This window comes from Roseitalea sp. (assembly GCF_984466335.1).
The window spans coordinates 1-11,138 of record NZ_CFIFWG010000104.1; the positions used below are offsets into that span (position 1 = coordinate 1).

General features: G+C 68.3%; 11 protein-coding genes. 6 read left to right on the plus strand and 5 right to left on the minus strand.

Translation table 11 applies throughout. From position 1 onward, the window contains the following. The 3 genes from AC5E6L_RS10355 to AC5E6L_RS10365 form a co-directional block, all read right to left on the minus strand. On the minus strand, window positions 1-500 hold a 500-nt coding region (locus tag AC5E6L_RS10355), incomplete at its 3' end, for a GHMP family kinase ATP-binding protein (protein WP_491773078.1). Between the two features lie 3 nt (window positions 501-503). Then, window positions 504-2,327, minus strand: coding sequence for a tetratricopeptide repeat protein (locus tag AC5E6L_RS10360; RefSeq protein ID WP_491229111.1), 1,824 nt, complete (start codon window positions 2,325-2,327; stop codon window positions 504-506). A 102-nt stretch (window positions 2,328-2,429) separates the two neighbouring features. Beyond that, window positions 2,430-3,443 (minus strand): polyprenyl synthetase family protein, encoded by a 1,014-nt coding sequence (locus AC5E6L_RS10365; RefSeq protein ID WP_491773081.1) that lies wholly within the window; start codon window positions 3,441-3,443, stop codon window positions 2,430-2,432. Window positions 3,444-3,575: 132 nt separating this feature from the next. Between AC5E6L_RS10365 and AC5E6L_RS10370 the strand changes: the two genes are divergently transcribed. Together AC5E6L_RS10370 and AC5E6L_RS10375 are read left to right on the plus strand one after the other, a co-directional pair. Next, window positions 3,576-3,797, plus strand: a complete 222-nt coding sequence (locus AC5E6L_RS10370; protein WP_491229109.1) for a putative signal transducing protein — start codon at window positions 3,576-3,578, stop codon at window positions 3,795-3,797. Further along, window positions 3,781-4,575 (plus strand): tRNA1(Val) (adenine(37)-N6)-methyltransferase, encoded by a 795-nt coding sequence (locus AC5E6L_RS10375; RefSeq protein ID WP_491773083.1) that lies wholly within the window; start codon window positions 3,781-3,783, stop codon window positions 4,573-4,575. The genes AC5E6L_RS10370 and AC5E6L_RS10375 overlap by 17 nt, the downstream gene beginning before the upstream one ends. Here AC5E6L_RS10375 and purD read toward each other — a convergent pair whose 3' ends face one another. Continuing rightward, window positions 4,576-5,850 carry a phosphoribosylamine--glycine ligase gene (gene purD, locus AC5E6L_RS10380; RefSeq protein WP_491773085.1) on the minus strand — a complete coding sequence of 425 codons (1,275 nt, stop codon included), beginning with the start codon at window positions 5,848-5,850 and terminating at the stop codon, window positions 4,576-4,578. 114 nt (window positions 5,851-5,964) lie between these two features. Between purD and ubiA the strand changes: the two genes are divergently transcribed. After that, window positions 5,965-6,939: a 4-hydroxybenzoate octaprenyltransferase gene (gene ubiA, locus AC5E6L_RS10385; RefSeq protein ID WP_491773087.1), complete on the plus strand. Its 975-nt coding sequence runs from the start codon at window positions 5,965-5,967 to the stop codon at window positions 6,937-6,939. Between the two features lie 6 nt (window positions 6,940-6,945). On the opposite strand, the gene AC5E6L_RS10390 is transcribed toward ubiA, so the two are convergent. Beyond that, complete coding sequence (locus AC5E6L_RS10390) at window positions 6,946-7,518, minus strand: DUF6101 family protein (protein ID WP_491230238.1); 573 nt, start codon at window positions 7,516-7,518, stop codon at window positions 6,946-6,948. Between the two features lie 284 nt (window positions 7,519-7,802). On the opposite strand from AC5E6L_RS10390, the gene AC5E6L_RS10395 reads away from it, so the two are divergent. From AC5E6L_RS10395 to glyS, 3 genes are all read left to right on the plus strand, one after another. After that, window positions 7,803-8,747 (plus strand): glycine--tRNA ligase subunit alpha, encoded by a 945-nt coding sequence (locus AC5E6L_RS10395; protein WP_491773089.1) that lies wholly within the window; start codon window positions 7,803-7,805, stop codon window positions 8,745-8,747. Window positions 8,748-8,834: 87 nt separating this feature from the next. After that, window positions 8,835-9,074, plus strand: coding sequence for a CDGSH iron-sulfur domain-containing protein (locus tag AC5E6L_RS10400; protein ID WP_491230240.1), 240 nt, complete (start codon window positions 8,835-8,837; stop codon window positions 9,072-9,074). Window positions 9,075-9,171: 97 nt separating this feature from the next. Further along, window positions 9,172-11,138 (plus strand): glycine--tRNA ligase subunit beta (gene glyS, locus AC5E6L_RS10405; RefSeq protein ID WP_491773092.1); only part of this gene is annotated, 1,967 nt, incomplete at its 3' end.

The following is an 11,138-nucleotide window of genomic DNA, read 5'->3' on the forward strand; positions in this document are numbered from 1 at the left end:
TAAGGGCCGCCCCCGCTCCCGAGCGGGATGGACCACATGGCGATGTCGGCGCCCAGTTCGGCGCAGATCGCTTCGCGCGCGTGGGGCGTCAGCGCGTCGGGCGCTGCCCAAAGCCGCGTCAAGAGCCTGAGGGTGGCGCCCGCGTCCGCCGATCCGCCACCGATCCCCGAAGCGACCGGAAGGCGTTTTTCAAGCCTTATGGCGACCGGAGAGGCCGATTGAAGCCGCGATTGCAGCCAGTCGCGCGCCCGCAGGACGAGGTTGTCGTCGGCATCGTCGAGTTCGTCCGCCCATGGTCCTTCGAGCGTGAAACGATTGCGGCCGGCATGTTCTGCGCTCACGCGGTCGGAGGCGGCCTCGTCGGCGAAGACCACGAGCGTTTCGAGAAGATGGTAGCCGTCGGGGCGGCGCCCGGTGACGTGCAGGCACAGATTGACCTTGGCCGGCGCCAGCGCGCCGATCGGCCCGGTCGGCGCGCTTATCGCCCGGGGAGCCTGCATCCCTCAGCCGCCGCTGTCGTTTGTCGCATCGCGCGCCTGTTCCGTCGTGCCATTATCGACCCGGCTGGTCGCGATTTGCGGCTCGCGGCCGGCATTGGCGTTGTCGAGCTTCCGGCGGATCTTGGCAAGCGCCTCGTCCTCGCCTTCCATCGAAAGCGCGCGCGACCACTGATAGGTCGCTTCCAGCTTGCGGCCGACGCGCCAGTAAGCGTCGCCCAGATGGTCGTTGATGATCGAATCGCGCGGACGGAGTTCGGTCGCCTTTTCCAGATGCATAACCGCGTTCTCGAAATCGCCCAGCCGGTAGTAGGCCCAGCCGAGCGAGTCGACGATGTAGCCGTCCTGGGGCCGTTGCGCGACCGCCGTGCGGATCATCTCGATCCCCTCGTCGAGGTTCATGTTCATGTCGATCCACGAATAGCCCAGATAGTTGAGCACGTCGGGCTGGTCGGGCACCAGTTCGAGCGTGTACCGGAACAGCCGCTCCGCCTCCGGCCAACGACCGGCGCGCTCATAGGCGATCCCGAGCCGGTAGTGCAACTGCCAGAAGCGCGGCGCGTCCAGCGTCAGCCGCGCTATGGCCCGCTCGTAGATCTCGGCGGCCTCGGCGAACTCGCGCAGCGAGGAATGCACGCCCCCCAGCGCCAGATAGCCGCGGAAATCGTCTGGGTTCTGCTCGATCAGCGCCCGCAACTGCGCCTTGGCCTGCTCGTTGCGGCCGATGTCGGACAGCGCAAGGCCGCGCTGCAGTGCGGCGATGTGGGCGAGCGGTGCGTCCGAGGGAATGCCGGCATAGTAGCGGATCGCCTTTTCTGTCTGCCCGAGCGCCTCGGCGATGCCGCCAAGCTCGAACAGGATGTGCGCATTGTCGGGCCAGAGCGCCCGGCCCATTTCGATATAGAGCGCGGCGAAATCCTCGGCGCCGTCGCGATTGATGGCCGAGCCCAGATTGAGCAGGATCTCGGCCGCGCCCTTGTGCACGGCGTTGGTCGTATGGCGCGATCCGGCCGGTGTGTCGATCATCGCTGCGGTCGCCAGCATGTCCGGATTGTTGGGGGCGATTTCAAGCCCGCGCGCGATCACCGCCCGCGCTTCGGCCAGATCGCCGTTGCGCGCCAGAAAGCGCGCATACGCATCGGCCAGGCGCAGATAGGTCAGCGGCGAGGCGCTTGCGCCGGCGGCATCCTCGATGCCGGCGCGATAGCGGGCTTCGGCCTGGTCGATCCGGCCGGCCGCATCGGCGATCTGGCCGCCGTGATGGTTTGCAAAGAGCGCGTACCAGTCCGGGCCGCGCAGACCGTCGATCAGGGCGAGCGCGCGGTCCGTCTCGCCGGCGCCGTGCAGCGCCCAGGCGCGCAGGATTGCCGACATCAACCGTTCCAGATCGTTTTCCGCGCCCGCCGCCAGCATCAGGGCGGCGTCCAGATAGCGCCTGTCGCCGATCGCCTCGACGCCGAGCAGCAGGCGCGCGATCCGTTCCGAACCGGCATCGTCCTTGAGTGCCTTGGCATGGGGGATGGCCGCCTCGACCTGCCCGTCCGTGACGAGCGAGACCATCAGGTCGCGGCGCAGGCCGTCATTGCCCGGATCGAAGCGCAGCGCCTGGTCATAGAAGCGGGCCGCCGCCTCGAAATCATAGTGTTCACGGGCCGCATTGCCCGCAAGGAAGGCGCCGGCGAAGGTTCGCGTGGGCGCATGGCCCGCATCGATCGACGCCGATGCCGACGCGATGGGCGTCATCAGCGCCGCGGCGCCGGCAAGAAGGCTCGCGGCGGCCAGTCGGGGAAGGCGGATCGGGCGTTTCAGGGAGCGCAATGTCAGGTCCATGGGCAGCGATTGTCCGGCCACAATGGCCCTTTTGCGGCCGCGCGGCAATCGTCGCGCCGGCAAAACCGAGCGGCGGTGCCTGCTCATCCTTGGCCTTGCAACTCAGTTCAGCCTTGAGATGCAGAAATCGACGACGTCCAGCAGCGCTTCCTTGTGGGGCGTGGCGGGCAGGGGGGCCAGCGCGTCGCGCGCGATCGCGCCGAAGTGGCGTGCCCGGCCGATCGTATCGCCGAGCGCGCCGTGCCGCGCCATCAGCGCGCGGGCATGCTGGAGCCGCTCTCCGCCATTGTCGCCCTTTTCGAGGCTTTCGCGCCAGAAGGTGCGCTCGGCGTCCGAGCCGCGCCGATAGGCGAGCAGCACGGGCAGGGTGATCTTGCCCTCGCGGAAATCGTCGCCGACATTCTTGCCAAGGTCGCTGGCGTCGCCGCCATAATCGAGCACGTCGTCGACGAGCTGGAAGGCGAGGCCGAGATTGAGACCGTAGGACCTGAGCGCGGCGCGCTGGTCGGCGCCGGCGTCCGCCACGATCGGCCCGACCTCGCAGGCCGCCAGAAAGAGCGCCGCCGTCTTGGCCTTGATCACGGCCAGATAGTCGTCCTCCGTGGTCGAGAGCTTCTTGGCGGCCGAGAGCTGCATGACCTCGCCCTCGGCGATGATCGCCGAGGCCGTCGACAGGACGTCGAGCGCGTCCATCGAGCCGACGTCGACCATCATGCGGAAGGCCTGGCCGAGCAGGAAATCGCCGACCAGGACGCTCGCCTGATTGCCCCAGATCATCCGCGCCGTGGGCTTGGAGCGGCGGCGGTCGCTCTCGTCCACCACATCGTCGTGCAGGAGCGTCGCCGTGTGCATGAACTCGACGCTGGCCGCCAGCATGACATGCCCTTCGCCCCGATAGCCGAACATTTCGGCGCTGGCGATCGTCAGCATCGGGCGAAGCCGCTTGCCGCCCGAACTGATCAGGTGGCTGGCGACCTCGGGGATCATCTGGACATCCGAGCCCGCCCTGTCGACGATGAGCCGGTTGACACGCGCCATGCCCGGCCTTGCGAGCGTGACCAGCCCGTCGATCCCACTTGTCCCGGCCGGTTCGTCGATGGAAACCACAACACCCATCTGACCCCTCCTTTTTGGCCGGCACACTATGGTTTCGTCCGCTCGCCAGCAAGCGGCGAATTGGCACGGCCCATCCCACGATGGTCGCACCCGGCGCTTGCCCGCACGGCGCCGTCGGCGTAACCAGATGCCATGCAAGAGCTGATGCGATCCAACGATGCGGTGACGCTGTCCTTCGTCGAGGCCCTGATGCGGGATGCGGGGATCGGCGTGATGATCGCCGACCAGTCCATGTCGATCCTGGAGGGCTCGATCGGGGCGATTCCGCGCCGCATCCTCGTCGAGAGCGACCGCATCGACCAGGCGCGCCGAATCATGCGCGATGCGGGCCTTGGCCATGAGCTGCGTGTCTGACACGGCGGACGCGGCGACGGTCGACGCCTTCCATCGCGGCCGTTTCGTTCTGGTCCAGCCAAGGTCCGGCCACCACCGGGCCGGCCTCGATGCGATGCTGCTCGCCGCCACGGTCCCGGACGGGTTCGCCGGCCATCTGGCCGATCTGGGCGCGGGCGCCGGCGCGGCGGGCCTTGCCGTTCTCGGCCGGTGCCCGCACGCCCGCGCCGTGCTGGCCGAGAACGATGCGACGATGCTCGCCTGCGCCCGCCGCACGCTCGACCATCCCCAGAACGACGCCCTTTCGGCGCGCGCCACCTTGCTCGACGCCGATGTCACGCTGGCGGGCACGGCGCGTGCGGCCGCCGGCTTGCCGCCGGACCGGTTCGACGCGGTCATCGCCAATCCGCCCTTCAACGATGCGCGCGACCGCAGGACGCCCGCGCCGGGCCGTGCGGCCGCCCATGTCATCGACGGGCAAGCCCTTGCGGCATGGATCAGGACCGCCGCCTCGATCGCAAGACCGGGCGGCCGCCTGAGCCTGATCGCCCGGCCGTCCATGCTCGCGGCGATCCTTGCCGCGATGGAGGGCCGGTTCGGCGGCATCGCGATACGGCCGGTCCACGCCCGTCCCGATGCGCCGGCGATCCGAATGCTGGTCGCGGGCAGCAAGGGCAGCCGGGCGCGCCTGGCCCTGCTGCCGCAGCTTGTCCTGCATCCGGCCGGAACGGGCACCGCTTTCACCGGCGAGGCCGATGCGCTGATCAACGGCCGTGCGCATCTGGCGATGACGGTCTGATCACCCCTGCCTTTCGATCGCCCGCCAGCCAATGTCGGACCGGCAGAAGCCGTCCGGCCAATCGATCGCCCGCACCGCCCGATAGGCGCGCGCCTGCGCGTCCCCGACCGTCGCGCCCAGCGCCGTCACGTTCAGCACCCGGCCGCCATCGGCGACCAGATCGCCGCCCCGCCGCCCGGTTCCGGCATGGAAGACCACGACGCCGTCCATCGCCTCGGCCTGGTCGAGGCCGCCGATGACCGATCCCTTTTGCGGCGCTGCGGGGTAGCCCGGCGCGCACATGACCACGGTCAGCGCGGCCCTGTCGCTCCATCGCGCGCGCATGGAACCCAGTGCGCCGTCCGCGGCCGCCTTCAGCAGCGGCAGCAGGTCGTCTTGCAGGCGCGGCATCAGCACCTGGCATTCCGGATCGCCGAACCGGACATTGTATTCGATCAGCCTGGGCCCGTCGGCGGTGACCATCAGCCCGGCATAAAGAAGGCCCGTGAACGGACAGCCCATATCGGCCATCCCCTTCAGGGTCGGCTCGACGATCTCGGCCATCACGCGCGTCCGCATCGCCTCATCGAAGATCGGCGCGGGCGAAAAGGCGCCCATGCCGCCGGTGTTGGGGCCCGTATCGCCGTCGCCGACGCGCTTGTGGTCCTGGGCGGAGGTCAGGGGCAGGGCGGTCGCGCCGTCGCACAGGCAAAAGAAGCTCACCTCCTCGCCCCTGAGAAACTCTTCGATCACCACTTCGGCGCCGGCCTCGCCGAACGCGCCCTCGAAGCAATCGTCGATCGCCGCCATCGCCTCGTCGAGGCTCGTTGCCACCGTGACGCCCTTGCCGGCGGCGAGCCCGTCGGCCTTGACGACGAGCGGCGCGCCCATGCGGCGCGCATGCATCTTCGCCTTCGGGGCGTTGTTGAAGCGCCGATAGGCGGCCGTGGGAATGGCGTGGCGCGCGCACAGATCCTTGGTGAAGCCCTTCGAGCCCTCAAGCCGCGCCGCCGCCGCCGACGGCCCGAACACGGCGATGCCCGCTGTGCGCAGGTCGTCCGCCAGGCCGGCCACAAGTGGCGCCTCCGGGCCCACCACGACAAGGTCGATGCTCTGGACACGGCACAAATCGACGACCGCGCCATGGTCTGCGAGGTCGATCCTGGCATTGATTGCGACCGTCTCGGTGCCCGGATTGCCCGGCGCGCAGATCAGCGCTGTCAGAACGGGCGAGGCCGCCAGCTTGAAGGCCAGCGCGTGTTCCCGGCCGCCGCCGCCGATCAGGAGCACCCGCATGGCCGTCCGCCTCCGCTCAAGGACCCTCCGCTCGGCGCTACGCGGCGCCGTGGCGCGGGTCAAGGGGTCGGCAAGGCGCTTGATTTTTGCCCACAGGGTTGCCACGAGGCTGCCATGGATGAGGTCCAGTCCAAAGCCCGCCAGGGGCGCGTCGCCGATGCGCCGTCCGGCCACTGGGTCTACGGGGCGCTGCCGCGGGCCGCCTGGCCCTATGCCCAGCTTGCCCGCTGGGACCGCCCGATCGGCTGGTGGCTGCTGCTGTGGCCGTGCTGGTGGGCCGCCGCGCTCGCCCCGTTCGGCCACGCCGCCCGGAGCCTGCCGGTCACCGCGCACCTGCCCGACCCCTGGCATATGCTCCTGTTCCTGGTCGGCGCGATCGCCATGCGCGGCGCCGGCTGCACCTACAACGACCTTGTCGACCAAAGGATCGACGACCGGGTCGCGCGCACCCGGTCGCGCCCGCTGCCGTCCGGGCAGGTCACGCGCACCCAGGCCAAAACGTTCCTGGTGGCGCAGGCGCTTGTCGGCTTCGCGGTGCTGATCCAGTTCAACTGGACGGCGATCTGGATCGGGCTCGGCTCGCTGGCGGTCGTTGCGATCTATCCGTTCGCCAAGCGCTTCACCGATTGGCCGCAGCTCTTCCTGGGTCTGGCATTTTCGTGGGGCGCCTTGATGGGCTGGGTCGCCGTGCACGGCGCGCTCGGTTTGACGCCTCTTCTGCTCTATGCGGGATGCGTGCTGTGGACGATCGGCTACGACACCATCTATGCCCATCAGGACAAGGAGGATGACGCGCTTGTCGGTGTGCGCTCGACCGCCCGCCTGTTCGGTGAAAGGACCAGGCCGGCACTTCTTTTTCTTTATGGCGGCATGCTGCTGCTGCTCGCCGCGAGCTTTGCGGGCACGCAGGCACCGATGATCGCCTATGCGGGCCTGATCGCCGCCGGCGTCCATATGGCCAACCAGATCCGCGTGCTCGACATCGACGACGCGGACCAGTGCCTTGCGCTGTTCAAGTCGAACTCCGTCGTCGGATGGCTGATCCTGGGCGGCCTCGTGGCCGGTTCGGTCTGGACGATCCTGTCGTGAGGCGTCTCACAGGCGCGGATCGCGGGCGATGATCTCCTCGCCATGCACCATAAGCCGGACGCCGAGATGACCGAGCCTGCGACGGGCAAGAAAGCGCGGCCGCCGCTCTGCGAGCATGGCGTGCGGGCGGCGCGCCCGGGCCTTGCCTGTGGCAAGCGCGGGCGCGCTTTCCTCAAGCGTCCGGACGACGCCCTCCGCGTCGATCATCATCATCGGCAGATCGAGCAGTTCGGACCAGCTCTGCCAGTCCCTGGCGATGGCCGGCAGATCGTGGCCGACGCTCAGCGGCACGCACAGCTGTTCGTCCTCGTGCAGAAGCTCAAGCGTGACGAGCGCATGTTCGGGACCGGTTTCGGTCGCCCGCACGGCGACGCCGCGAAAGGCCCGCGCGGGCAGGGCGATGTGCAGCGGCAGTCCCGACCGCTTCAGCGTCCGCTTGAGCGTCGCGCCGCGCCGGTTGACGGTGATTTCGGTTTCGCCCACGTCATCGCGCGCCGCATAGGACAGCGCCTGCGGAAGCCGGCTCGGGTCGAGCCGGAACTCGTGCCCCGCCCATGCCGGTTGTGCACCCGTGCTCATGGTTGACGCCTCGCCTGCCTATCCCGAGAGCCACGGGGCCTTCCGGCCGCCTGCGATCCCTCTTTCCCTGTTTGCCGGACGGCTTGTCTCGCCCTCTCGACATCGCCCACACTAGCCTATTGCGACCAAGCAAGCGCTAAGGAACGCGGTTAAGAAAGACTGATGCGCGCAATGGTTAGCGAAATCGGACGGGACTGCCGCGATCTGGCCCGAACCGGCACAGCTTGACCGCTCCACGCGTGCATGCAAGGGCATCGTCGGACCGCAAACAGCCCGGACGGACCATGACCGCCCACGCCACGCTCGACGCGCAACACCCGGCCCGCTCTTTCCAGGGGCTGATCCTGACCCTGCATGACTATTGGGCACGTCGGGGCTGCGCGATCCTTCAGCCCTATGACATGGAGGTCGGCGCCGGCACCTTCCATCCGGCGACGACCCTGCGCTCGCTCGGCCCACGCCCCTGGAAGGCGGCCTATGTGCAGCCCTCGCGCCGGCCGACCGACGGCCGCTATGGCGAGAACCCCAACCGGCTTCAGCACTACTACCAGTATCAGGTGATCATCAAACCCTCGCCGCCGGACCTTCAGGACCTTTATCTGGGGTCCTTGCGGGCGATCGGCATCGACCCGCTCCTGCACGACCTGCGCTTCGTCGAGGACGATTGGGAAAGCCCGACGCTGGGCGCCTGGGGGCTGGGCTGGGAGTGCTGGTGCGACGGGATGGAGGTCTCCCAGTTCACCTATTTCCAACAGGTCTGCGGCATCGAATGCGCGCCCGTCTCGGGCGAACTCACCTATGGGCTCGAACGGCTCGCCATGTATGTGCAGAACGTCGACAGCGTCTACGATCTGAACTTCAACGGCGGCGAGGGCGACGACAGGATCAGCTATGGCGAGGTGTTCATGCAGGCCGAGCAGGAATATTCGCGGCACAATTTCGAATATGCCGACACCGCCATGCTGATGCGCCATTTCGAGGATGCCGAAAGGGAGTGCGGAGCGCTCTTGGAGGCGGGCGATCCGGGCGGCGGGGCGGGCGCGCACGAATGCGTCCTGCCCGCCTACGACCAGTGCATCAAGGCGAGCCACGCCTTCAACCTTCTGGACGCGCGCGGCGTGATCTCGGTCACAGAGCGCCAGAGCTACATCTTGCGCGTGCGCGATCTTGCCAAAGCCTGCGGCGAGGCGTTCCTGCGGACCGAGGCCGGCGGTGCTCGGGCCGGTTAGGCGCCGATCGCCCTGTTCGTCGCGCTGTCCTGTCCTATCTCCGGTAATCGGCGCGATCTGCGCCCAAGACAAACCGGAGGACGATTCATGACCAAAGGCGCCATTGCCGCGACCGCCCCGATCCGCATCGAGGTTCAGGGAGGCAAAGCCTATTTCTGGTGCACGTGCGGCCAGTCGGCCAAGCAGCCCTTCTGCGATGGAAGTCATCGGGGCTCGGATTTCGCGCCGGTGCGATGGGTGGCGGACGAGGACGGCGCCAGGTTCTTCTGCGCCTGCAAGCAGACCGAAGGCCGACCGTTCTGCGACGGCAGTCACGCCGCCCTTTAGGCGGCATCCCACGCAAGCCGGACGGCCATGACATTGCGTTCGGTCGGGACCTTGACTAACACCGCCGGCGACACCTTTCGCCGAAAGCGGTTTCCCGATGCCCGACCTGCTCCTTGAACTCTTCTGCGAGGAAATCCCCGCGTGCATGCAGCGCCGCGCCGCCGCCCATCTTCGCGAGGCGGTGACCGGCGCGCTGGTCGATGCGGGCCTGACCTATGAGGGCGCGCGCGCATATTTCACGCCGCGCCGGCTGACGCTCGACGTGCGCGGGCTGACCGCGCGCTCGGCCGACACTGTCGAGGAGCGCAAGGGTCCGCGCGTCGACGCGCCCGAAAAGGCGATCGCCGGCTTCCTGCGCGGCGCCGGGCTTGCCTCGGTCGCCGAAGCCCAGGTGCGGTCCGACCCCAGAAAGGGCGATTTTCTCGTCGCCTTCATCAAGCGCCAGGGCCGAATCGCAGAAGACATCGTCGCCGAGGCGATGCCGCCGATCATCCGCGATTTTCCCTGGCCGAAATCGATGCGCTGGGGCGCTGCGTCCGCCGAACCGGGCAGTCTGCGCTGGGTGCGGCCGCTGCAATCGATCCTGTGCACCTTCGGCCCCGAGACCGAGGAGCCGGTCATCGTCGATTTCGAGGTCGACGGCATCCGGTCCGGCAACCTCGCGCGCGGCCACCGGTTCCACGCGGGCGAACCGTTCGCCGTGCGCCGGTTCGACGACTATGCCGCCGAACTCGAAAAGCGCTTCGTCATCCTCGACGCAGAACGGCGCAAGCAGATGATCGCCGCCGACGCGCGCAATCTCGCTTTCGCCAACGGCATCGAACTGGTCGAGGACGAGGCGCTGCTCGACGAGGTGGCCGGACTGGTCGAATGGCCGGTGGTCCTGATGGGCGAATTCGACGCCGAGTTCCTCGACATCCCCGACGAGGTGGTCCGGCTGACGATCAAGGCGAACCAGAAATGCTTCGTCTGCCGCGCCTTGGAGAGCGAGGCGGGCCTGACCAACCGTTTCATCCTCGTCGCCAACATCGCCGCCGGCGATGGCGGGGCCGAGATCGCGCGCGGCAACGCCAAGGTCGTGCGCGCGCGCCTTGCCGATGCGCTGCACTTCTGGCGCACCGATCATGCGGACCTTCCGGACCTCGACACATACCGGCCCTCGGCCGAAAGGTTCGATCTCGACCTTGCAAAGCCGCTCGACCAGCGCATGGCCAAGCTCGACCATCTGGGCGTGACGTTCCATGCAAGGCTCGGCACGCAGGGTGAGCGCGTGGCGCGCATCGCCGCGCTGGCCGAAGAGTTGGCGGATGTGGTTGCCGGCAGCGCCATGCGCCATCTCGCCCGCCGCGCCGCCCATCTGGCCAAGGCCGACCTGACGACCCAGATCGTCGGCGAGTTCCCCGAAGTGCAGGGCGCGATGGGCGCGATCTACGCCGAACGCCAGGGCGAGCACCATTCGGTCCGCCTTGCCATTGAGGACCATTACAAGCCCCTCGGGCCGACCGACACCGTGCCGGCCGATCCGATTGCCATTTCAGTTGCGCTCGCCGACAAGCTCGACATGCTGACCGGTTTCTGGGCGATCGACGAAAAGCCGACCGGCTCCAAGGACCCTTACGCGCTCAGAAGGGCCGCGCTCGGCGTGATCCGTATCCTCCTGGAGAATGGGATCAGGTTACGGCTCGGCGCGCATGGCGTTTCGGCGGATCTGCTCGCCTTCTTCCACGACCGGCTGAAAGTCTATCTGCGCGACAGGGGCGCGCGGCACGATCTGATCGACGCCGTGCGCGGCGAGGGCGACGACGATCTCCTCCTCATCGTGCGCAGGGTCGAGGCGTTGCAGAAGCTGATCGAAAGCGATGTCGGCGCCAACCTGCTCACCGGCACAAAGCGCGCGCTCAACATCCTCGCCGCCGAGGAAAGGAAGGACGGGGGGGAAACCTTCGACGGGCCGGTCGACCGCGCGCACCTGGCCGAGCCGGCCGAAAAGGGGCTGGCCGGCGTGATCGAAGCGGTTTCCGGCCATGTCGACGCGCATATGGCGCGCGAGGACTATGAGGGCGC

Excerpts from the sequence above, each read along its gene's own strand:
- AC5E6L_RS10360 (WP_491229111.1), bottom strand. The coding sequence starts at position 2,327 with ATGGACCTGACATTGCGCTCCCTGAAACGCCCGATCCGCCTTCCCCGA.
- AC5E6L_RS10365 (WP_491773081.1), bottom strand. The coding sequence starts at position 3,443 with ATGGGTGTTGTGGTTTCCATCGACGAACCGGCCGGGACAAGTGGGATC.
- AC5E6L_RS10370 (WP_491229109.1), top strand. The coding sequence starts at position 3,576 with ATGCAAGAGCTGATGCGATCCAACGATGCGGTGACGCTGTCCTTCGTC.
- AC5E6L_RS10375 (WP_491773083.1), top strand. The coding sequence starts at position 3,781 with ATGAGCTGCGTGTCTGACACGGCGGACGCGGCGACGGTCGACGCCTTC.
- purD (WP_491773085.1), bottom strand. The coding sequence starts at position 5,850 with ATGCGGGTGCTCCTGATCGGCGGCGGCGGCCGGGAACACGCGCTGGCC.
- ubiA (WP_491773087.1), top strand. The coding sequence starts at position 5,965 with ATGGATGAGGTCCAGTCCAAAGCCCGCCAGGGGCGCGTCGCCGATGCG.
- AC5E6L_RS10390 (WP_491230238.1), bottom strand. The coding sequence starts at position 7,518 with ATGAGCACGGGTGCACAACCGGCATGGGCGGGGCACGAGTTCCGGCTC.
- AC5E6L_RS10395 (WP_491773089.1), top strand. The coding sequence starts at position 7,803 with ATGACCGCCCACGCCACGCTCGACGCGCAACACCCGGCCCGCTCTTTC.
- AC5E6L_RS10400 (WP_491230240.1), top strand. The coding sequence starts at position 8,835 with ATGACCAAAGGCGCCATTGCCGCGACCGCCCCGATCCGCATCGAGGTT.